Genomic DNA, 21,826 nt, shown 5'->3' on the forward strand with positions numbered 1-21,826 from the left:
GCCCCCTGCTAACCGGCGCTTGCCGGGAGCCGCTCGAACACGGCCATCGATTCCACATGCGCGGTGTGCGGAAACATGTTGACCACACCGGCCGCCGTGCAGCGGTAACCCGCGTCATTCACCAGCACGCCCGCATCACGCGCCAGCGTCGCCGGATTGCAGCTGACATACACGATGCGCTGCGGTGGCATCCAGTCGCCGATCTGCAGGTTTTGTTGCCCGCCGGCGTCATCACAAGGCACGCCCGTGACGATCTGCTGGTGCAGCGCGGCCAGCGCCTTGAACAGCTCGAACGCACCTTCGCGAGGTGGATCGACCAGCCACTTGTCGGCGGCGCCGTCCTTGACCAGCATGCCGGGGCTGATCTCGAACAGGTTGCGCGCTACAAATTTGGTAGCTGCCAGCGCCCGCCCCTTCTGGGCTGAGGCCTTGTTTGATGCATAGTTTTCGCGCGAGCGGGCGACCAGCACCTCGCTGCCCTCGATGCCCAGCACCTCGCGCGCCTGGGTGGCCAGCGGCAAGGTGAAATTGCCGAGCCCGCAAAACCAGTCGATCACGCGCTCGTGCGCCTGCACGCCCAGCAGGCGCAGCGCGCGCGACACCAGCACCTGGTTGATCTGCGGGTTGACCTGGGTGAAGTCGGTCGGCTTGAAGGGCATGGTGATGCCGTAGTCGGGCAGGCCGTAGGCCAGCTGCTGCGAAGGATCGCTCACCTCGTCGAGCAGCCTGACCGTCTCCAGCCCGCCGGGCTGCAACCACCACTGCAGGCCGGGATGGGCCAGCGCAAAAGCGCGCAGCCTGTCCAGGTCGCCGCCGGACAGCGGCTCCATGTGGCGCAGCACCATGGCCGTCACCGTGTCGCCACAGGCCAGCTCGATCTGCGGCAGGGTTTCCTTGGCGTCCATGCCGGCGATCAGCGCGCGCAGCGGCAGCAGCAGGTCGCTGACATGCCGGGGCAACACGTGGCACTCGCGCATGTCGGCGACATAACCACTCTTGCGCTCATGAAAGCCCACCAGCACCTCTCCCTTCTTGCGCACAAAACGCACCGACAGGCGGGCCCGGTAGCGGTAATTCCAGGCCGGGCCTTCAATCGGCCTGAGCACCATGTCGGCCTTGAGCTTGCCGATGTGCCAGAGGTTGTCTTCCAGCACACGCTGCTTGACGGCCACCTGCGCGCCCACCTGCAGGTGCTGCATCTTGCAGCCGCCGCAGGCGCCGGTGTGCAGGCCGAAGTGCGGGCACTGCGGACGCACGCGCTGCGAAGACTCGTGCAGCACCGCCATCAGCGTGGCTTTCTCGAAGCTCGGTTTCTTGCGGTAAACGCTCGCGCTGACGGTCTCGAAGGGCAAGGCGCCTTCGATGAACACCACCTTGCCGTCGTCCCGGTGCGCAATGCCCTGGGCTTCGATGTCGAGCGACTCGACGGTGAGCACATCGGGCGGGTAGTCGGTTGGCGCGGGGGCCGGCTGGTGCTGCGGCTGCTGGTGTTTTCTTCTGGACATCCCCCATTGTCTCAGGCCTGTACTGCAGCCCGGAAGTAGCGAAACATAATGAAAGTGATGACTTCGTGCCCAGGGCAAGGCGCAAGCCGCAGCGAAGGCTGTACGCCTTCGCAAGGATTGCAACGCCGCCATGGGTGCGAAGGCGCGCTTTCATGTTTCGATATTTTCGGGTTCCAGTACCAAGTTACCATTTTCGGCTGAGCCAACAGACGGACAAGGAGGACCTCATGGAGATACGCATCTGCATCGACGTGAACGACATGGAACGCGCCGTCGCGTTCTACACCGAAGGACTCGGCCTGCACTGCGGCCGGCGCTTCCAGAGCGGCTTTGTCGAGTTGCTGGGCGCGGGCAGCCCGATCGACCTGCTGCTGCAAACCGAAGGCAGCCGCCCGTTGCCCGGCAGCGCCGCCACGCGCAGCTACCAGCGCCACTGGACACCGGTGCACCTGGACTTTGTGGTGGACGACATCGACGCCGCCGTGAGCCGGCTGCTGCAGCACGGCGTCGTACTCGAGCAGCCGGTGACAGACCGCGTCTGGGGCCGCATCGCCGGGCTGGCCGACCCGTTTGGCCACGGCATTGACCTGTTGCAGTTCACCGGCCGCGGTTATGACGAGATCCCCACCGGCCAGGATTCGCTACCAAGCTGATAGCAGCTTGCGCCCGCCGAACAAGGGCTGGCGGCCAATTTGATGCATCAACGGGCTGCCACCGGGTCATGAAAAAAGCCCTGCATGCAGGGCTTCTTGGTTCGCGGCGGTGGTCCGCTTATTTGGCGGGCAGAAACTTGGCCGGATCCACCGGCTTGCCCTGCTTGCGGATTTCAAAATGCAGTTTCACGCGGTCGGTGTCGCTGGCGCCCATTTCGGCAATCTTCTGGCCCTTGCGCACCGACTGGTCTTCCTTGACCAGCAGGGTCTGGTTGTGCGCGTAGGCGGTCAGGAAGGTGTTGTTGTGCTTGAGGATGATCAGGTTGCCGTAACCCCGCAGGCCGGCGCCGGCGTAGACCACGCGGCCGTCGGCAGACGCCATCACCGGGTCGCCGGTTTTGCCCGCGATGTCCATGCCCTTGTTCTTGGCCTCGTCAAAGCCGGCCAGCACAGGACCCTGCGCCGGCCAGATCCAGGCCACATCGTCCTCGCCGCCCGACGCGGAGGCAGGTGCCGATGCCGCCGGTTTGGCGGCGCTGGCGCTCGCGGTCGCCGGAGCGCTGCTGGCAGATGTCGGGGCAGTTGGCGTGACAGAGCCGGACGTCACGGGCCGGGACACGGCCACCGAACTCTCGACCGGCGGCGTCACCCGCAACACCTGGCCGACTTCGATCAGGTTGGGATTTTCAAGATTGCTCCAGCGCCCGATGTCGCGCCAGTTCTGGCCGGTGTCCAGCCCGATGCGGATCAGGGTGTCGCCCGGCTTGACCGTGTAGTAGCCAGGCTTGCCGGCATTCTCAAAACCAGGCAGCTGCTTGACGCCCGCGGGATCAACCGCGCCCACCGGCGCACGCCCCATGCCGGCGCCGCGGTCCTCGACCGGCGCGCGGCTCAGGCTGCGCGTTCCGCAGGCGGACAGCAGCAGGACTGCGGCGGCCAGAAAACAGGTCGTCAGCAGACGGCCAGCACGCTGTCCGCCGGGGTGGCTTTCAGGAGCGGTGGAAAAAGACGCTGTCATGGCCGATCCGGCTTGTTCATTCATTGCTTGATTCACCCTTTTTGCAAAGCTGCTTGTCAATTCTGCGTTCATGACGCGGGGAGACACCATGAACGTACCTGGGTTCATGCCTGCTCAGCTGGTTCCCGATTTTAAAGGTACAAAGTGCACGGCCTCCAGAACAGTCTGTGTAACACCGTTCGCCGTCCTGTCAAGCACCACCAGCGCCTGGGCACCGCCGGCCACATGCATGGGCGCCACCAGGCGCCCGCCGACCGCGAGCTGTTCGACCCAGGCCGGGGGAATCGCCTCGCCGCCAGCCGCCGCAATGATGGCCGCGTAAGGCGCGCCCTTGGCATAACCGGCCATGCCGTCACCAAACAGCAGGTGCACATTGGCCAGGCGAAAGGCCCGCAAATTCTCGCGCGCCTTGTCGTGCAGCCCGCGCAGGCGCTCGATGCTGTAGACCTCGGCGGCGAGCTGTCCCAGCAATGCCGCCTGGTAGCCGCAGCCGGTGCCGATTTCCAGCACGCGGCCCAGCTTGCCGTCGGTGCCGCCAGCGCCCTGGCGCAGCAGCTCGAGCATGCGGGCCACCACATTGGGCTTGGAAATCGTCTGGCCCAGCCCGATCGGCAGGCTGGTGTCTTCATAAGCCTGGTTGACCAGCGCCGTGTCGACAAAGCGGTGGCGCTCGACATGGCCCATGGCGGCGAGCACCTGGGCGTCCGAGATGCCCTGTGCCGCCAACTTGCTGACCATGCGCGTACGCACCGCCCTGGAGTCCAGACCGACACCGCTCGTCAGCACGGTCTTGGCCGGTTTTTTGGAGTCAAAAATGCCTGAATCCCTTTCCGGATGGGCGCGGCCAGCTATCTTTTTGGTAGCAGATGGCGTGCCGGCATCGGGCTCGAGACGCACCGGAAAGCCCGGCCGCCGGGCCGGCGTAACGCCGGCCGCATTGGCCGCCGCAGCGGTCGGCTTGAAGGAAGGCTTCAGCGGGGACTTCATGCCGCCGCCTGGGCGGGTTCAGCCACCGCACCGCTGCGGACGGCCTGGCTCAGCTGGGCGGCCGTCTGCGCCCAGTAGGGCAGCCGCTCATGGTCCGTCAGGTCGACCTGCAGCGGCGTGATCGAAACAAAGCCGTGCCGGGTGGCAAAAAAGTCCGTGCCCTCGCCCTCTTCCTTGGCCGCGCCGGCACCGCCTATCCAGTACATGGTTTCGCCGCGCGGACTGGTCTGGGTGATCACGCGCTCGGCCGCGTGGCGCCGGCCCAGGCGGCAGACCTTGTAGCCCTGGAGCTGCGCGTCCGGCAGGTTGGGAATGTTCACATTGAGCAGCCAGGGCGCCAGCGTCGGCTGCGCGCCTTCGCTGATCTTCTCGAGCGAAGGCATCAGCTGCTGCACCAGATCGCGCGCGCGCCGCCCGGCCACGTCGATATGGGCCCAGCCCTTTTCGGTCTGTGAAAACGCAATCGAGGGAATGCCAAAAAGATAACCTTCCATGGCGGCCCCGACAGTGCCCGAATAAATCGTGTCGTCGCCCATGTTGGCACCGTTGTTGATGCCCGAGACCACCAGGTCGGGCCGGTAACCGAGCAGCCCGGTCAGCGCAATATGCACACAGTCGGCCGGCGTGCCGTTGATGTAGCGAAACCCGTTGGCTGCCGTCTGCACGTACATCGGCGAATGCAGGGTCAGCGCGTTCGATTTGGCGCTGTTGTTCTGCTCGGGTGCAACGACCTCCACGTCGGCAATGTCCTTCAGGGCCTCGTACAGGGCGATGATGCCGGAGGCCTGGTAGCCGTCGTCGTTACAGATCAGGATTTTCATGAGCCGATTTTAAGGTCTCAAGGGTGACAAACCGGGACCATGCCGCGTCTATTTGGTCCCGCAACCTGCCTATGATGGGTCCACTTGATCCCCAACGGAGACTCCCCATGCATGCCTGGCTTTGTGAAGACCCCACCGGCGTTGACGCCCTGACCTGGAAAGAACTGCCCACCCCCGAGCCCAAAGCCGGCGAGGTGCGTATCGCCATCAAGGCGGCCAGCCTGAACTTCCCGGACCTGCTGATCGTGCAGAACAAGTACCAGATCAAGCCGCCGCTGCCCTTTGTGCCCGGCTCCGAATACGCCGGTGTGGTCGAGGCCGTGGGTGAAGGTGTCAAACACCTGAAGGTCGGCCAGAACGTGGCCTGTCTCTCCGGCACCGGCGGTTTCGGCACCCATACCATCGCGCCGGCAGCCCTGTGCATGCCGCTGCCGGACGGCTTTCCGTATGTTGATGCCGCAGCCTTCATCATGATTTACGCCACCTCGCACCACGCGCTGGTGGACCGCGCACAGCTCAAGGCCGGTGAAACCGTGCTGGTGCTGGGCGCGGCCGGCGGCGTCGGCACCTCGGCCATCCAGATCGCCAAGGCCATGGGCGCCAAAGTGATTGCGGCTGCCTCCACCGACGAAAAATGCGCGCTGTGCAAATCCATAGGCGCCGATGCCACCATCAACTACAGCACGGAGAACCTGCGCGAGGCCATCAAGACGCTGACCGACGGCAAGGGCCCCGACGTGATTTACGACCCCGTGGGCGGTGATTTTGCAGAGCCGGCCTTTCGCTCCATTGCCTGGCGCGGCCGCTACCTGGTGGTGGGTTTTGCGTCCGGCCCCATCCCCTCATTGCCACTGAACCTGACCCTGCTCAAGGGGGCGTCCATCGTCGGCGTGTTCTGGGGCGGCTTTGCCAAAAACGAGCCGAAGGCCAGTGCGGCCGCCATGGCCGAACTGGCGCAGTGGTATGCGCAAGGCAAGATCAAGCCGGTCATCGACCGCACCATGCCCATGGCCGAACTCAAGGCGGCGTACGCCCACATGGGCTCGCGCGGCGTCAAGGGCAAACTGGTGATGGTGAACTGAGCAGAGACCCACTCGGTCCCCACGGAGACCCCGGGGGGCCCAAACGTGGAACTTTTGCACAGCAATCGAGGAAATACCTCCCCGGACATCGCGTACTTTGGGGGTATATTGACAGTTCCTTAGCAATCGGGGGAGCGAATGGGCATGCCAACCTTGCTGGTGGTGGAAGACAATCCCGATCACCTTGAACTGACCCTGACCATCCTCGAGGAAAACGGGGCATCCCACCACATCGTGGTGGCCCGCGACGGTCAGGAAGCCCTGGACTACCTGTTCTGCCAGGGCCCCTACAGCGACCGCAACCCCGACGAACAGCCCGAACTCGTCCTGCTGGACCTCGGCCTGCCCAAACTGAACGGCCTGCAGGTGCTGCAGAGCATGCGTGAAGATCCCCGTACTTTTTTTGTCCCGGTGGTCATGCTGACCTCGGCGAGCGAGCAGTCCGAAGCGATTCTGGCCCTGAAAGGCGGACTCAACAGCTACGTCAGCAAGCCGCTCGATTTTCGCGACTTTGAAGCCAGGCTCGAGGAAGTCAGGGAATACTGGCGCCTGTCTGGTCTGGCCCCCTTGAGCGCCTGAACCACGCTTGCGTTTCGCCCAAAGAAAAAAGCCCCTGCAAAGGGGCTTTTTTCTTGAAATACTGGGGTGGCTGATGGGGCTCGAACCCACGACAACAGGAATCACAATCCTGGACTCTACCAACTGAGCTACAGCCACCGAAGCCTCACATTATAGCGGGAACTGCGCGCCTTATGCGCCGCACGCTCTGCTTTATGCGCCCGCTTTCTGTTCGGCCGGCCTGGCCACCTTGATGTCGGCCTTGAAACGCTCTTTCAGGATGTTGTAGTACGCCAGGCTTTCCGCGGAAGTCCACCACTGGGTGTACTGGGCCTGGTCCTGCTTGGCGATGTCGGCGGCCTGAGCCGGGCGCGGCAGTACCTTGGTCACCCGGACAATGGCGTAGCCCTGCGCGCCCAGGTCCACGCCCACCAAGGCGGGCGCAGCACCTGCGTCTGCGCTGAGTGCGGCGCTGACAACTGCCGCAGGCAACTGCTGCGTCTGGTCGCGCGAGATCACCACCGCTGCAGGGAAAGTGGCGGCTGCAGGGCTGGCTTTCCAGGCCGCAAGTTTTTCGGCACCGTCCTTGCGGGCCATCTCGGCGCCGCGCTGCTGCTGCAGGCGGGCGCGCACGCGGTCCTTGACCTCTGCAATCGGCAGCGTCCGGGCCGGGGTGTACTGGGTGATGCGGCCAGACACCAGCTGGCTGGGGCCGGCTTCCAGGGCTTCGGTGTTGCGCTTTTTTTCCACCGAATCGGGCGAGAACAGGGCCGCCAGGAACTTCGGGTTGGCCAGCACGCCGGTCGCGCCCGCCACCGGGGTACGCGTCAGCTTGGCCGCGGTCTTGACCTCGAGCTTGAGGCGCTCGGCGATCGGGCGCAGGGTGTCAGACTGCTCGTACACCGCGTTGCTGAAGGTTTCTGCCGTCTCGGCAAATTTCTTCTGCGCCTGCTGCTGCCTGAGTTCCGCTTCCAGCGCGGGTTTCATCTCTTCGTAGGTCTTCTGTTTGGGGACCTTGACGTCGGTCAGTTTGATGATGTGGTAGCCGAACTCGGTTTCCACCACCTCGCTGATGTCGCCCTTCTTCATTGCAAACGCGGCATCGGCGAAAGGCTTGACCATGGCATTGCGCGCGAAGAAGTCCAGGTCGCCGCCGGCTGCGGCAGAACCGGTGTCCTGCGAGTTTTTGCGGGCCAGCTCGGCGAACGTGTCCGGCGCTTTCCTGGCGGCCGCGAGCAGCTGCTCTGCTTTCGCCTTGGCTTTTTCGCGGTCAGCCGCGGGTGCGGAGGCTGGCGCCTCGACCAGGATGTGACTGGCGCGGCGCTCTTCAGTGCCAGCGAGTTGCGGCGCGTTCTGTTCGAAATAAGTCTTCAGGTCGACTTCATTGACCGTGATGCCTTTTTTCACGGCGTCGAGATCCAGCACCACGTATTCGATGTTGGCTTCTTCGGGCGCCTGAAACAAAGCCTGGTTGTCCTTGTAGAACTGCTCCAGGTCTACATCGCTGGGGTTCACCTTGGCCGCATAGTCGGCCGTGTTGAAACGTGCCACCTGCGCCTCGCGCTTCTCGAAAAAAGCGTTGAGTGAAACGTCCGCCACGGCCTTCGAGGCAAAGCCCGTGCCGGAGACACCCAGCATGACCTGCCGCGAGGCCAGGTCGGCGCGCAGGCCCGCTTCGTACTGCTCCGGCGCCATGCCCGTTTGTGCGATGAAGCCCGCGCGGTCAAACTTCCCGTCCGGCAGCCTGAAGGCGGCGATGGCCTTGTCCTCGGCATACAGCCTCTGCAATTTCTGGTCCGCAACCACCAGGCCGCTCTTCGCCGCCGCGGCCGCCAGCACGCGATCGCGCACCAGGCGTTCCAGCGTGCCGTAACGCGCTTCGGGCGAGTCCAGCAGCTTGACATCGAGCGTCGGCATCGATGCGCTGAGGCGGCTCACTTCGTTCTGGTGCGCCGCATCCCATTCGGGCTGCGTGATGTCCTTGCCATCGACGACGGCAACAACGCCGCCAGCGCCAGCGGTGGGACCGTTGTTGTTCATGCCGACCAATATGAAGGACGGAACAATCAGCAAAAACAGCAATGCCATCGTGACCTTGGTGTGCTTGCGAATGAAATCAAACATCTCGAATTTCCTGTGCGGCTGTCAATCGGCCATTTAAAACTTGCGTCAAGCCATCAATAAAAAAGGCGAACATCTGTTCGCCTTTTTGTCCAGTCGGTGGTGGGTGCTGACGGGCTCGAACCGCCGACCTACGCCGTGTAAGGGCGCTGCTCTACCAACTGAGCTAAGCACCCCACCTCAACTTTTACTTCATGCCCATCAGTTCAGAGCGTCCTTGAGCGCTTTGCCAGGACGGAACTTGGGCACCTTGGCTGCCTTGATTTTAATCGCATCCCCGGTACGCGGGTTGCGGCCGGTGCGGGCAGCACGTTTGCCCACTGCGAAAGTGCCAAAACCCACCAGAGACACGGAGCCTCCTTTTTTCAGGGTTGATTTGACAGCGCCAATGGTTGACTCCAGCGCGCGCGTGGCGGCAGCTTTGGAAATGTCAGCGTTCTTGGCAATGTGCTCGATCAGTTCAGTCTTGTTCACAAGGAGCCCCTCGTTGTTGAAAGTTAATCTGGTTGTCTCTTGGATATCTCCCCTGGACACCTGTCACAAAGATGGCAGCGGGAGGCGGCATGTGCAGATCGTCTGCTGATTCCAATTAGAGCCATGGACTCCCATCGTGTCAATACAACATCAGATTTTTACAACGTGCGGTGGCGGATTCTAGCCTTATTTTTCACGCTTTCATGCCCTATTCGTAAGCACACCCTGCATTTGAGGGGCAGTCTGCCGCAGACTGCACCGCGCGCTTCAAGCCAGCGCCGCCGCAATGGCCTTGCCCACATCGGCCGTGCTGGCCGTGCCTCCCAGGTCGGGCGTGCGCGGCGCACCACTGTGGGGAGCCAGGACTTTTTCAATCGCGGCAAGCACCGCATCATGCGCATCCTTGTGCCCCAGGAACTCCAGCATCATGGCACCGCACCAGATCTGCCCGATCGGGTTTGCGATGGCACGGCCCGCAATGTCCGGCGCCGAGCCATGCACCGGTTCGAACAGCGAAGGAAACTTCCGCTCGGGATTGAGGTTGGCGCTGGGGGCGATGCCGATGGTGCCGGTGCACGCAGGGCCGAGATCGCTCAGGATGTCGCCGAACAGATTGCTGGCAACCACCACATCAAAGAAATCAGGACGCTGGACAAAATGCGCCGTCAGGATGTCGATGTGGAACTTGTCGAGCTTGATGCCCGGATACCCCTTGGCCATTTCGACGACACGTTCATCCCAGTAAGGCATGGAAATGGAGATGCCGTTGGACTTGGTCGCGCTGGTCAGGTGTTTCTTCGGACGCGATTGCGCCAGTTCGAAGGCGAACTTGAGCACGCGGTCCACGCCGATGCGCGTGAACACCGACTCCTGCAGCACAAACTCGCGGTCCGTTCCGGGAAAAGCCTTGCCGCCAATGCTCGAGTACTCGCCTTCGGTGTTTTCACGCACGATGTAAAAATCAATTTCACCGGGCGCGCGGGCCGAGCCATCGCGCCGCACGACGGGAGCGATGATGCCGGGCATCAGGCGCGCGGGCCGCAGGTTGATGTACTGATCGAACTCGCGGCGAAACAGCAGCAGCGATCCCCACAGGGACACGTGGTCGGCAATCTTGTCGGGCCAGCCCACCGCGCCGAAATAAATCGCATCATGTCCGCCGATCTGGTCTTTCCAGTCGTCGGGCAGCATCTTGCCGTGTTTCTCGAAGTAGTCCCAGCTCGAAAAATCGAAATGATCAAACTGCAGGGCTATGCCGAACTTGACCGCAGCCGCCTCCATCACGCGAATGCCTTCAGGCATCACTTCCTTGCCAATGCCGTCGCCGGCGATGACTGCAATTCTTTTCTTTCCGGTGGTCTTGCTCATGTTTGTTTTCCTTGGAGTTCAGGGTTTGAAAAAATTCTGGGCTTGCGCCAGCAGCAATGCCGGCGCCTCTTCCGCAATGTAATGCCCACAGGGCAGGCTCAGGCCCGAGACGTCAGCGGCGCGATCGCGCCAGAGGCGCATCACGTCGAAACACTGGCCCACCGCGCCATGCTCGCCCCAGAGGACATGCAGCGGCTGCGTCAGCCGCTTTGCCGCGGCCACATCGGCACGGTCATGGGCCAGATCCACCGTGGCAGACGCGCGGTAGTCCGCGCAAATGCTCTCGGCCGTGCCGGGAATCTGGATGCAGCGCTCGTACTCGGCCAGCGCGGCCGGCGCAAAAGCGGCCAGGCCGGCATGGCGCTTGCCCATCACGCTGCGCAGGTAACGCACCGGGCCGGATTCAATCAGGGCTTCGGGCAGGGGCGGCGGCTGGATCAGGAAGAACCAGTGCCAGTAGGCGCGCGCAAACGCATCCGAGGTGTTCTCGTACATGGCCAGCGTGGGCGCGATGTCGAGCAGCATCAGGCGCTGCACGGCCGCGGGGTGGTCGGCGGCCAGCCGGTGCGCCACGCGCGCACCGCGGTCGTGGGCCAGCACCTGGAAAGTGTCGAACCCGTGGTGCTGCATCACCGCCAGCGCGTCCCGCGCCATTTCGCGCTTCGAATAAGCCAGGTGCCCGGGATCCGCTGCGGGCCGGCCGGAATCGCCATAACCGCGCAGGTCCATCATGACCACGGTGAAGTGCCTGGCCAGCGCGGGGGCCACCGCGTGCCACATCACGTGGGTTTGCGGGTGGCCATGCAGCAGCAACAGCGGCGCGCCCAGCCCGCCCTTGCGGCCATGCAGGGCGACCGCCCCGCGGCTGGTTTCGAAGGTCTCGAATGCTTCAAACATGCAGCGATTGTGATTGCCAGACCACCTTGAATCAAGAAATAATCCAAGAATTGATTATTCTCAAAATGGAAATTATGGAACGTGCCGACCTGGCCCTGGTGGTGGCGATTCAACAGCACGGCAGCCTCGTGGCCACAGCCGAGGCGCTGCAGATGGCGCCCTCCGCCGTGACCAAACGCCTGGCCCAACTGGAGGCCGAGCTCGGCCTGCTGCTGTTTCAGCGCACCACTCGCCGGGTGGCCCCCACCCTCGAAGGCGAGTTGCTCTGCGAACGTGCGCGCCTGATGCTGGACCAGTTCGATGCGCTGGAGCAGTCCCTGCAGGAACGCAAGTCGGAAGCCTCGGGGCTGATCCGCCTGGCGGCGACCTTCGGCTTCGGCCGCATCTGGCTGGGGCCGGTGCTGGCCGAATTCCAGGCCAGGCACCCGGCCATCCAGATCCAGCTGCAGCTTTATGAACAACTGCCCGACCTGGCCGCCCAAGGTTTTGACGGTGCCGTCTGGCTCTGGTCACCCCGGCCGCAACGCGCGAGCGAGTGGACGGCACGCAAGCTGGCCAGCAACCAGCGCGTGGTCGTGGCCGCCCCGGCCTATGTCCGCCAGCACGGCAAACCCGCCACGCCGGCGGAACTGGCGCAGCACAACTGCCTGATCGCGCGCGAGAACGATCGTCAGTTCGACATCTGGCACCTGCAGGCCGTGCGCGGCTCACGCAAAAAATCCGGTGCTGCAGCGCAGGCCCCCGCCGATCAGCGGGTTCGCGTGCAGGGTACCTTGTCCTCCAACTCGGGCGAGCTGGTGCGCGACTGGTGTTTGCAGGGGCGCGGCGTGATGCTCCGCAGCCTGTGGGACGTGCAGGCCCAGCTCGACTCGGGCAAGCTGGTACGGCTGTTGCCGCAGTTCGCGATGCTGGACGCCGACATTCAGTGGCTGGCGCCCTTCCGCCCGCAGACACCGAAGCGGGTGCGTTTGCTGATTGACTTCCTGGCGGAAAAATTCCGGCACGAGCCCTGGCGCCTGCCCGCCTGAAAACTCTCAGCCTCTCAGGCGGCCCGGGTCCCGTTGCGCACCACCAGCCAGACCCCGAGCGCCGTCAGCGCCGTCCCCAGCACCGTGACCACGGTGATGGACTCGCCGAACAGCAACCAGGCCATCAGCGCGGTGGTGGGCGGCACCAGGTACAGCAGGCTGGTCACGGCCGTGGCCGCGCCGCGCTGGATCAGCATGTAGAGCAGCGAGCTGCCGCCCAGCGTGAGCGCAAGCACCGACCAGGCCAGCGCCCCCATGAACTCCGAGGTCAAGCGCACAGGCTCTGCCTCGAACCAGGCGAAAGGCAGTGTCACCAGCAGCGCCGCGCCGAGCTGGATGGCGTTGGCGCTGCGCACATCGGCCGCCTGGACAAAACGCTTCTGGTACAGCGTGCCGATGGTGATGCTGAGCAGCGCAAAAACAGCGCAAGCCAGGGTGTAGGTGGTGGCCTCGTTGCCCGCGCCAAACTTGCGCGAGACCACCAGCAGCAGACCGGCCAGCCCGAGCACCAGGCCCAGCCACTGGCGGGCGCTGACACGGTTGCCGCTCTGGCTGGCATCGCCCATGCGCGAGACCCACACCGCCGTCAACACCGGCTGCAGGCCGACGATCAGTGCCGACAGGCCCGAACCCATGCCGCCCTTGACGGCCGACCAGACACCGCCGAGGTAACCTGCATGAATCAGGATGCCGGTGACACCGAGATGCAGCCACTGCGAGCGGCTGCCGGGCCAGGCCACACGGGCGATGGCGATCCAGACCAGGAAGCAGGCCAGCGACAACACGTAACGGATGGCCAGAAAGGTCAGGGGCGGCGCATAAGGCAGGCCGTATTTGGCGACGATGAAGCCGGTGCTCCAGATCAGCACAAACACGGCCGGCATGGCCCGGATCAAGGCGCTGTTCGAGCCGGGCGAACTCATTTGGCGCGCGCGCGGATTTCGGGAATGGCTTTTTTCAGGTAGTAGGCCATGGACCAGACCGTCAGGATGGCGGACAGCCAGATCAGCCAGGTGCCCCAGACGTTGGTGTTGATGACGCCGAACAGGATGCCGTCAAACAGCAGGAAGGGAATCGCGATCATCTGCACCGTGGTCTTGATCTTGCCGAGCATGTGCACCGCCACGCTTTTGGTCGCGCCTATCAGTGCCATCCATTCGCGCAGGGCGGAAATGGCGATCTCGCGCCCGATGATGATGAGCGCCACAAACACATCGGCACGCCGCAGATGCACCAGCACCAGCAATGCGGCACACACGAGGAATTTGTCGGCCACCGGATCGAGAAAGGCGCCAAAGGACGAGGTCTGGTTGAGTTTGCGTGCCAGAAAACCGTCGAGCCAGTCGGTGGCCGCAAACACCACGAACATGACGGTGGCAATCAGGTTCTGGCTGGCCGGCGTCATGTCGAGATAGAAAATGCCCACGATCAGCGGAATCGCCACGATGCGCGTCCAGGTCATCACGGTGGGTATGGTCAGAAACATGGCCTGATTTTGACATGCGCGGCGCCGGACCGAACGGGCGGGCCATCAGCACCCGGCAAATACCGCCGCTTTGCCCCACTTTCACACCGCTTCGTGGCGCAAATACGTCTCAGGCCACGATCCGGGTTCAGTGCAGCGCGCGGTAGATTTCTTCGGCGAGCTCGCGGGAAATGCCCTCCACCGTGGCAATGTCCTCGGCGCTGGCCGAACTCACGCCGCGTATGCCGCCGAAACGCTGCAGCAGGTTGGCGCGCTTTTTGGGGCCAATGCCGGCGATGTCTTCGAGGCGGCTGGCACCCACGCGCACCTTGGCGCGTCTGGCGCGCATGCCGGTGATGGCAAAACGATGGGCCTCGTCGCGGATCTGGGCAATCAGCATCAGTGCCGCCGAGTCGCGACCCAGATAGACCTTCTCGCGGCCGTCGGCAAAAACCAGCTCCTCGAGCCCAACCTTGCGCCCCTCGCCTTTCTCGACGCCGGCGATCAGCCCGAGGTCCAGGCCAAGCTCCTCAAACACCTCGCGCGCCATCGACACCTGGCCCTTGCCGCCGTCGATCAGCACCAGGTCCGGCAGCCGGGCCGTGTTGTTGCGCGCCGCTTCGGCGAGCTTGCTGTAGCGGCGCATCAGCACCTGGCGCATGGCGGCGTAGTCGTCGCCCGGCGTGATGCCCTCGATGTTGTAGCGGCGGTATTCGGCACTTTGCATCTTGTGGCCATGGAACACCACACACGATGCCTGGGTCGATTCACCGGCCGTGTGCGAAATGTCGAAACACTCGATGCGCAGCACATCGAGCTTGTCGAGCGGCAGGTCCAGCGCCTCGGCCAGCGCGCGCGTGCGCGCCTGCTGCGAGCCCTGCTCGGCCAGCAGCCGGGCCAGTTGCAGGTCGGCATTGGTCTGCGCCATCTCGAGCCAGATGCGGCGCTGCTCGCGCGGCTGGTGGATGGCCGTGACCTTGTTGCCGGTCTGCATGATCAGCGCGGCGATCAGTTCCTTGTCCACCGGTTCGCTGCAAACCAGCACCGGCGGCACCGGCACGTCCACATAGTGCTGGGCGATGAAGGCTTCCAGCACCAGGGCTTCGAGTTTTTTGACCTTGCCGGGCAAGACGCCCTGAGCGCCCTCACCGCCTGCCGCGCCGCCGTCCACATCGTCCTCCTCGAGCCCGGCCAGGTCGGCCGCGTGTTCGACATGGGTGGGGAAATACGGCCGGTCGCCGAGGTGACGGCCGCCGCGCACCATGGCCAGGTTCACACAGGCCTTGCCGCCCAGCACCTTGACCGCCAGGATGTCCACGTCCTTGTCGCCACCGATTTCCATGGACTGCTGGTGCAGCACCTTGGACAGAGCCGAGATCTGGTTGCGCAGTTCGGCCGCCTGCTCGAACTCCAGCTTTTCGGCGCGGCTCCGCATCTGCTTTTCCAGCTCGGTCAGGATGTCCCCGGCCTGGCCCTGCAGGAAACGCTCGGCGTTGGCCACGTCCAGCGCGTACTGCTCGGGCGATACGTGGCCCACGCAGGGTGCGGAGCAGCGCTTGATCTGGTACAGCAGGCAGGGCCGGGTTCGGTTGTTGAACACCGTGTCTTCGCAGGTGCGCAGCTTGAATACCTTCTGCAGCAGCAAAATGGTTTCCTTGACCGCCCAGGCGCTGGGGTAAGGCCCGAAGTAGCGGTGTTTCTTCTCCACCGCGCCGCGGTAGTAGGCCACGCGCGGAAAGTCGTGCGACGCGAGCTTGAGGTAGGGGTAACTCTTGTCGTCGCGGAACAGGATGTTGTACTTCGGGTTCAGCGTCTTGATCAGGTTGTTTTCAAGCAGCAGCGCCTCGGCTTCGGAGCGCACCACGGTGGTTTCCATGCGGACGATCTTGGTCACCATGTGGCCGATACGCGTGCCGCCGTGGTTTTTCTGGAAGTAGGTGGAGACCCGTTTCTTCAGGTCGCGCGCCTTGCCGACATACAGCACCGCACCCTCCGCATCGAAGTAGCGGTAGACGCCGGGCATGGCCGGCAGCGCCGCCACTTCACTGAGCAGCTGGGGATCAAATTCGTGCGATGGGGTCATGGTGGTGGGTGCGCGTGTTTGGCCGGCGTGGGCCGTCATGCGGAAGAAGTATCGGCATTTCTGGCTGGCAGCCCCCGTATTGTGGACAATCCCGATATGGATCATCGCCCGCAATGGGACATTTTTTGCAAAGTCATCGACAACCACGGTGACATCGGCGTCTGCTGGCGGCTCTGCGCGCAACTTGCGGCGCGCGGGCAGCGCGTGCGGCTGTGGGTGGACGATGCATCCGCCCTGCACTGGATGGCACCCGAAGGCTGCGACGGCGTCACCGTCCTGCCCTGGCTGGAACCGCTGGGCATGAACATCCTGCGCCTGGAAGCCGCCCCCTGCGAGGTGCTGGTGGAGGCCTTCGGCTGCGAAATAGCTCCTGAATTCATAGCTGCCTGCGCAGACAGGGAAAGGGCTACAGGCCTGAAACCTGTATGGATCAACCTCGAATACCTGTCCGCCGAGCCCTGGGTGGAGCGCTGCCATGCCCTGCCCTCACCGGTGCAGCGCGGCCCGGCCGCCGGCTGGACCAAATGGTTTTTCTACCCCGGTTTCAGCGCCGCCACCGGTGGGCTGCTGCGCGAGTCCGCGCTGGCGGCGCGCCAGGCGGCCTTTGACCGCAAAGCCTGGCTGGCCGGGCGCGGCATGGCGTGGAACGGCGAGGTGCTGGTGTCGCTGTTTTGTTATGAGCCCCCTGCCCTGGCGCAGCTGCTGGACCACCTGGTGCAGGCGGGCACGACCGCCACGCCGGTGCACCTGCTCGTGACCGCGGGCCGCGCCACAGCCGCCGTGCAGGCCGCCGTTCAAGATAAAAAGTGGCCACAGCCCAACAAGGACGGGCGCGAGCCGCTATCAATTTCATACCTGCCCTGGCTGCGCCAGGACGACTTCGATCACCTGCTCTGGGCCTGTGACCTGAACTTTGTACGCGGCGAAGATTCGGTGGTGCGCGCGCTCTGGGCCGGCCAGGCCTTTGTCTGGCAGATTTATCCCCAGGCCGACCAGGCCCACCAGGCCAAGCTGCAAGCCTTTCTCGACATGCTGCAGGCGCCGCCCTCGCTGCGGCGTTTTCATGAAGTGTGGAACGGCCTGCAGGGCCAATTGCCGGAACCCGAGCTGCCGCTGTGGACCGGCTGCGCCCGCGCGGCCCGGCAGCGCCTGCAGCAGCAACCCGACCTGGTCACCCAGTTGCTGGCCTTTGTCATGCAGAAACAGGGGGCGACGCCATGAGGCTGCTGCTGGTGGAAGACGACACCATGATTGGCCGGGCCATGCGCCAGGGCCTGGCCGACGCCGGGTTCAGTGTGGACTGGGTCATGGAGGGCCACGCGGCCGAGCGCGCGCTGGCCAACGGGGTTTACGACCTGGCCGTGCTGGACCTCGGCCTGCCGGGCCAGGACGGCATGGCGGTGCTCAAGGGCCTGCGCACGCGCGGCAACGCCGTGCCGGTGTTGGTCGTGACGGCGCGCGACGCCGTGTCCGACCGCATCGCCGGGCTCAATGCGGGCGCCGACGACTACGTGCTCAAGCCCTTCGACCTGGACGAACTGATCGCGCGCATACGTGCGCTGCTGCGCCGCCATGCCGGCGGCGGCTCCCCGCTGCTGCAATGCGGCGAGCTGATACTCGACCCTGTCCGCAAACAAGTCAGCCTGAAAGGTGAAAACGTGAACCTGTCCGCCCGCGAATTCGCGCTGCTGGAGACCCTGATGCAGCGCCCCGGCGCCGTGTTGTCGCGGGCCCAGCTGGAAGACTCCATCTACGGCTGGGCCGAGGAAATCGGCAGCAACGCGGTCGAGGTCTACCTGCACAAACTGCGCCGCAAACTCGGCGCCGACACCATCCGCAATGTGCGCGGTGTCGGGTACAAGGTGGTGGCGCCATGATGACCCGACCGGTTCAATCCATCCAGCGCCGCGTCCTGGTCTGGGCCATGGGTGCGCTGGTGGTAGGCGCGAGCTTGCTGATAGGCAGTGCCTACTGGACGTTGACGCACGAGATGGGAGAAGTTTTTGAGGACAACCTCAAGCAGGTCGCGCTGGCGGTGGCCAACCACCATGGCACCTACGGCATGGCGCGCAGCCCGAGCCTGGCGGAGCAGTTGCCCCGGGTCTATGAGGAGTACGGCAAATTCGAGTTCGTCACCGCGGCCTGGACACGCAGCGGCACCTTGCTGCACGCATCCGACCCCTCTGCGGCGCTGCCCTTCCTCTCGCGCAGCGGGTTGAGCGTGGTCAGCATCGGCCATGAGAAATGGCATCTTTACACCATCGTGCTCGACGACGGCATTGTCCAGGCCGCCCAGCGCGACAGCGAACGCGAGGCACTGGCCAAGGAAACCACCACCAAGCTGATCCTGCCGGCGCTGCTGATGCTGGCTCTGCTGGCGATCCTGCTGACGCTGGCGCTGCGCCGCGGCCTGTCGCCGCTGGCGCTGGCGGCCAGCGAGGTCACGACGCGCAGCGTCGAAGCCTTGCACCCCATCGCACTGTCGGCCCACCCGCCGGAATTGCACCTGCTGATAGGGGCGATCAACGACCTGATGGCCCGGCTGGGTGGTGCGCTGTCGCTGCAAAGGCTGTTCCTGGCCGACGCCGCCCACGAACTGCGTACGCCGATCACGGCGCTGCGGCTGCAACTGCAGTTACTTGAGCGCGCCAGCGACGAGGCCCAGCGCGAGGCGGCACTGGTGCAACTGCGCGCCGGCATCGACCGGGCCCAGCATCTGGTCGAGCAGTTGCTGCAGTTGTCGCGGCTGGCGCCCGAGACGCCGGCCCTGCGCCGGGAGCCGGTGGATCTGGCAGAACTGGCCCGGGCCACCGTGGGGCGTTTCAGCGCGCGCGCCGACGACAGGAAAATCGACCTGGGCGCCGTGACCGAGGGTTCGCCAACCGTCCACGCCGATGTGCAGCAGCTGGCCATCCTGCTGAACAACCTGGTCGACAACGCACTGCGCCACACGCCCGCAGGCGGTCGCATCGACGTGGCTGCGCAGGTCGACAACGGCCGGCCCAGCCTGAGCGTGACCGACAGCGGCCCCGGCATCAGCGCCGCGGAACGGGAGCGGGTGTTCGACCGCTTCTACCGCGGCAGCAACGTCAGTGCCGACGGCCATGCGACGCATGGCAGCGGCCTCGGACTGGCCATTGCCAGGGCGGTGGCCGAGCGCCACGGCACCGACATCACGCTGGACGAAGCGCCCGGCGGCACCGGCTTGCGGGTCAGTGTGCGCTTTCCAGCCCGTTGACGGCCACCACCGGTGCCGGCACCGGGCGACACGGCGCAAACAGGTCCAGCGACTTGTCATAGGACAGCGTCTGGACATCGAGCACACCCAGCAGGGAGTGAAACAGGTTGTCGTGGCCGACCTCGGCGCCCGCATTCTTGCGCAGGCATTCCTGGTCGATGTTGAAGCTTTGACGAAACCCGGGTGACAGCCACATCACCAGCGGCACGCGTTTCTGGACCTCGGGCGCGATCGGGTAAGGCATGCCATGCAGGTACAGGCCGCCGTCCCCCAGCGACTCGCCGTGATCCGACACATACACCATGGCCGTGTCGTAATGCTGCTGCGCACCCGCGAGGAAATCAATCACCCTGGAAACAAAGAAGTCGGTGTAGAGCAGCGAGTTGTCATAGGCATTGACAATTTCCGCGGCCGTGCAGGCGCTCAGGTCCTCGTTCTGGCAAGCCGGGGCAAACTGCCTGAACACCGCCGGATAACGCTTGAAGTAAGCCGGCCCGTGACTGCCGAGCTGGTGCATGACGACCAGCAGGTTGCCCTGGGTGTCGCGCGCAATGCCTTCCATGCCCTGCAGCAGCACCTCGTCCAGGCATTGCCCTTCGGCGCAGAGGGCCTCCACCTTCGCATGGTCCAGTTGCTCGGCGGGCAGTCCCTCGCAAACGCCCTTGCAGCCCGACTGGTTGTCGCGCCAGAGCACCTTGAAACCGGCGCGGGCCAGCACATGCAGCACCGACTCATGGGACCGTATCTTCCCCTCGTCGTAATGAATCCGGCCGTAAGGGGAAAACATGCAGGGCAATGACACTTCGGTCGAGGTGCCGCAGGCGGTCGCATGCGGGAAGCTGATCACGTCCTGCCGGGCCAGCAAGGGGTTGGTCTGGCGCGCATAACCGTTGAGCGAGAAATTCTGCGCGCGCGCCGTCTCGCCAACGATCAGCACGAACATCACCGGCCGGGGCCGGCCGCTCCAGCTGGCGCCCAGCCGGGCATCCTCGCCGACCGGCAGTTTGGGCTGCGACGGCCGCTGCACGCCGCCCAGCGCATTGCCGGCCAGGGCGGCCACCACATTGCCCGGGGTCAGCAGATAACGCACCTCCTTGTGGTTGCGCATCAGCGAGGCAAAGTCGGCAAACACCAGCAGCAGGCTGGCCGCGCCCACCGCCAGCGCGGCCGCAATCCAGCCCAGGCGGACGACCAGCGCGCGGCCCAGGCTGCGCCGCTTCAACTGCGGCCACCAGACCAGCGCCGCCGGCAGCGCGCCCAGCAGCACAACGCGCGGTACCATGCCCCAGACCAGCAGTTCCCTGGCTTCGTTGACATTGGTGGCCAGCACATTGCGCAGCATCGCGCGGTCCATGTAGATGGCGTAATGGTCCATGTACCACGCGGCGAAAGCCGTGCACAGCACCAGCAGACTCAGCAGCGGCCTGACGGTCAGGCGTGTCGCGAGCAGTGCCAGGAAGGCGAAGTAGAACGCCGAAAAGGCAGTAAACAGGGCAGTTGCAAAACCCCAGGTCGCAAGCAGTTCCCAGCCCCGGCCGGCCAGCGCGGCGCGCCAGAACGGCCCGTTGCCGCTGAGCAGCAGAAAGCCGACGCACAGCAACACCAGCGTTTCGACCTGCAGGGACGGTCGCTGCAACCACGATTTGCGGGGCAAGGCGGAGGCCGGCACCAGGGCGCCGGTGGAAGAAACGGTCATCATCGGGGTTGGTGGGTGACCGGGCGGCGGGCACCCTGGAGTCAGGGAAGCCTGGAGCTTGCAGCCTTGACCCTTAACCCGCCCTTAAACCAGCTGCTGCACGGCAGGGGCGGCCCGGAACGGCCGCGGCGCTTTTGGGTGGCTGCCGGAAAAAAACGTTAAAATACAGGGCTTTGCATGGCCCGGCATCGGGCCGATGCCGCACTCCCGCCGCAGACCCGCATCACCCCAGACGCATTTGGCGGCCAACACTTTACTAGAAACTGTTATGAAAATCGCTCAAGAAATACGCGCTGGCAATGTCATCATGCACGGCAAGGACCCCATGGTCGTCCTCAAGACCGAATACAGCCGCGGCGGCCGCAACTCGGCCACCGTGCGCATGAAGCTCAAAAGCCTGATCGCCAACTTCAACACCGAGCAGGTGTTCAAGGCCGACGACAAGATCGACCAGGTCATCCTGGACAAGAAGGACTGCACCTACTCCTACTTCGCCGACCCGATGTACATCTGCATGGACGCCGACTACAACCAATACGAAGTCGAAGCCGAAAACATGGGCGACTCGCTGAACTACCTGCAGGACGGCATGGAACTCGAAGTCGTGTTTTACGACGGCAAGGCCATCTCGGTCGAACTCCCCACCAGCGTCAACCGCGAAATCACCTGGACCGAGCCTGCCGTCAAGGGCGACACGTCCGGCAAAGTGCTCAAGCCGGCCAAACTGGCCACCGGCTTTGAAATCGGCGTGCCGATTTTTGTGGCGCAAGGCGATGTGGTTGAAATCGACACGCGTACCGGCGAATACCGCAAACGCGTCTGACCTGCCCCT

Annotated in this window: 20 protein-coding genes and 2 tRNA genes; 8 read left to right on the forward strand and 14 right to left on the reverse strand. The window is 64.4% G+C overall.

Annotation, left to right across the window (positions count from 1 at the left end; genetic code table 11):
- Positions 1–8: 8 nt before the first annotated feature.
- Positions 9–1,505 (reverse strand): 23S rRNA (uracil(1939)-C(5))-methyltransferase RlmD, encoded by a 1,497-nt coding sequence (rlmD, locus tag B7X65_RS02070; RefSeq protein WP_293592322.1) that lies wholly within the window; start codon positions 1,503–1,505, stop codon positions 9–11.
- A 227-nt stretch (positions 1,506–1,732) separates the two neighbouring features.
- Between rlmD and B7X65_RS02075 the strand changes: the two genes are divergently transcribed.
- Positions 1,733–2,158, forward strand: coding sequence for a VOC family protein (locus B7X65_RS02075; RefSeq protein WP_293592323.1), 426 nt, complete (start codon positions 1,733–1,735; stop codon positions 2,156–2,158).
- Positions 2,159–2,276: 118 nt separating this feature from the next.
- Here the strand turns inward: B7X65_RS02075 and B7X65_RS02080 are convergent, their stop codons facing one another.
- The 3 genes from B7X65_RS02080 to surE form a co-directional block, all read right to left on the reverse strand.
- Positions 2,277–3,176: a peptidoglycan DD-metalloendopeptidase family protein gene (locus tag B7X65_RS02080; protein ID WP_293592324.1), complete on the reverse strand. Its 900-nt coding sequence runs from the start codon at positions 3,174–3,176 to the stop codon at positions 2,277–2,279.
- Positions 3,177–3,290: 114 nt separating this feature from the next.
- On the reverse strand, positions 3,291–4,163 hold the full coding sequence (locus B7X65_RS02085) for a protein-L-isoaspartate(D-aspartate) O-methyltransferase (protein WP_293592325.1): 873 nt from the start codon (positions 4,161–4,163) through the stop codon (positions 3,291–3,293).
- Positions 4,160–4,984, reverse strand: a complete 825-nt coding sequence (surE, locus tag B7X65_RS02090; RefSeq protein ID WP_293592326.1) for a 5'/3'-nucleotidase SurE — start codon at positions 4,982–4,984, stop codon at positions 4,160–4,162. The genes B7X65_RS02085 and surE overlap by 4 nt, the downstream gene beginning before the upstream one ends.
- 107 nt (positions 4,985–5,091) lie before the next feature.
- Here surE and B7X65_RS02095 point away from each other — a divergent pair, with 107 nt between their 5' ends.
- Positions 5,092–6,066: an NADPH:quinone oxidoreductase family protein gene (locus tag B7X65_RS02095; protein ID WP_293592327.1), complete on the forward strand. Its 975-nt coding sequence runs from the start codon at positions 5,092–5,094 to the stop codon at positions 6,064–6,066.
- A 144-nt stretch (positions 6,067–6,210) separates the two neighbouring features.
- Entirely contained in the window at positions 6,211–6,645 is a 435-nt protein-coding gene (locus tag B7X65_RS02100; protein ID WP_293592328.1) for a response regulator, read from the forward strand.
- Between the two features lie 62 nt (positions 6,646–6,707).
- On the opposite strand, the gene B7X65_RS02105 is transcribed toward B7X65_RS02100, so the two are convergent.
- From B7X65_RS02105 to B7X65_RS02130, 6 genes are all read right to left on the reverse strand, one after another.
- A tRNA-His gene (locus B7X65_RS02105) sits at positions 6,708–6,783 on the reverse strand.
- Between the two features lie 54 nt (positions 6,784–6,837).
- The gene (locus B7X65_RS02110) at positions 6,838–8,748 is read right to left on the reverse strand and encodes a SurA N-terminal domain-containing protein (RefSeq protein WP_293592329.1); all 1,911 of its coding nucleotides are present in this window, start codon (positions 8,746–8,748) and stop codon (positions 6,838–6,840) included.
- A 97-nt stretch (positions 8,749–8,845) separates the two neighbouring features.
- Positions 8,846–8,921 (reverse strand) — tRNA-Val (locus B7X65_RS02115).
- Between the two features lie 25 nt (positions 8,922–8,946).
- Entirely contained in the window at positions 8,947–9,219 is a 273-nt protein-coding gene (locus B7X65_RS02120) for an HU family DNA-binding protein (protein WP_026779519.1), read from the reverse strand.
- Between the two features lie 267 nt (positions 9,220–9,486).
- Positions 9,487–10,587, reverse strand: a complete 1,101-nt coding sequence (locus B7X65_RS02125; RefSeq protein WP_293592330.1) for a tartrate dehydrogenase — start codon at positions 10,585–10,587, stop codon at positions 9,487–9,489.
- Positions 10,588–10,605: 18 nt separating this feature from the next.
- Positions 10,606–11,484: an alpha/beta hydrolase gene (locus tag B7X65_RS02130; RefSeq protein ID WP_293592331.1), complete on the reverse strand. Its 879-nt coding sequence runs from the start codon at positions 11,482–11,484 to the stop codon at positions 10,606–10,608.
- A 74-nt stretch (positions 11,485–11,558) separates the two neighbouring features.
- Here B7X65_RS02130 and B7X65_RS02135 point away from each other — a divergent pair, with 74 nt between their 5' ends.
- On the forward strand, positions 11,559–12,512 hold the full coding sequence (locus B7X65_RS02135; protein WP_293592332.1) for a LysR family transcriptional regulator: 954 nt from the start codon (positions 11,559–11,561) through the stop codon (positions 12,510–12,512).
- 14 nt (positions 12,513–12,526) lie between these two features.
- On the opposite strand, the gene B7X65_RS02140 is transcribed toward B7X65_RS02135, so the two are convergent.
- From B7X65_RS02140 to uvrC, 3 genes are all read right to left on the reverse strand, one after another.
- Complete coding sequence (locus B7X65_RS02140) at positions 12,527–13,435, reverse strand: DMT family transporter (RefSeq protein ID WP_293592333.1); 909 nt, start codon at positions 13,433–13,435, stop codon at positions 12,527–12,529.
- The gene (pgsA, locus tag B7X65_RS02145) at positions 13,432–13,998 is read right to left on the reverse strand and encodes a CDP-diacylglycerol--glycerol-3-phosphate 3-phosphatidyltransferase (RefSeq protein WP_293592334.1); all 567 of its coding nucleotides are present in this window, start codon (positions 13,996–13,998) and stop codon (positions 13,432–13,434) included. The genes B7X65_RS02140 and pgsA overlap by 4 nt, the downstream gene beginning before the upstream one ends.
- A gap of 127 nt (positions 13,999–14,125) precedes the next feature.
- Complete coding sequence (gene uvrC, locus B7X65_RS02150) at positions 14,126–16,060, reverse strand: excinuclease ABC subunit UvrC (protein ID WP_293592335.1); 1,935 nt, start codon at positions 16,058–16,060, stop codon at positions 14,126–14,128.
- A gap of 96 nt (positions 16,061–16,156) precedes the next feature.
- Here uvrC and earP point away from each other — a divergent pair, with 96 nt between their 5' ends.
- Genes earP through B7X65_RS02165 form a run of 3 tightly spaced genes read left to right on the forward strand, consistent with a single transcriptional unit; the run spans position 16,157 to position 19,298 of the window.
- Positions 16,157–17,281 carry an elongation factor P maturation arginine rhamnosyltransferase EarP gene (earP, locus tag B7X65_RS02155; protein ID WP_293592336.1) on the forward strand — a complete coding sequence of 375 codons (1,125 nt, stop codon included), beginning with the start codon at positions 16,157–16,159 and terminating at the stop codon, positions 17,279–17,281.
- Positions 17,278–17,937 (forward strand): response regulator, encoded by a 660-nt coding sequence (locus B7X65_RS02160; protein ID WP_293592337.1) that lies wholly within the window; start codon positions 17,278–17,280, stop codon positions 17,935–17,937. Before earP ends, B7X65_RS02160 begins: the two co-directional genes overlap by 4 nt.
- Positions 17,934–19,298 carry a HAMP domain-containing sensor histidine kinase gene (locus B7X65_RS02165; protein WP_293592338.1) on the forward strand — a complete coding sequence of 455 codons (1,365 nt, stop codon included), beginning with the start codon at positions 17,934–17,936 and terminating at the stop codon, positions 19,296–19,298. The genes B7X65_RS02160 and B7X65_RS02165 overlap by 4 nt, the downstream gene beginning before the upstream one ends.
- Here the strand turns inward: B7X65_RS02165 and B7X65_RS02170 are convergent.
- A complete protein-coding gene (locus B7X65_RS02170) occupies positions 19,273–20,994 on the reverse strand; it encodes a phosphoethanolamine transferase (RefSeq protein WP_293592339.1) in 1,722 nt (573 codons plus the stop codon). The genes B7X65_RS02165 and B7X65_RS02170 overlap by 26 nt on opposite strands.
- A gap of 268 nt (positions 20,995–21,262) precedes the next feature.
- Between B7X65_RS02170 and efp the strand changes: the two genes are divergently transcribed.
- Positions 21,263–21,817 carry an elongation factor P gene (efp, locus tag B7X65_RS02175; RefSeq protein WP_096667885.1) on the forward strand — a complete coding sequence of 185 codons (555 nt, stop codon included), beginning with the start codon at positions 21,263–21,265 and terminating at the stop codon, positions 21,815–21,817.
- The last annotated feature ends 9 nt before the right edge of the window (positions 21,818–21,826 follow it).

Source organism: Polaromonas sp. 39-63-25, from assembly GCF_002278925.1.
In the GTDB taxonomy this organism is placed as follows: Bacteria; Pseudomonadota; Gammaproteobacteria; order Burkholderiales; family Burkholderiaceae_C; genus Polaromonas.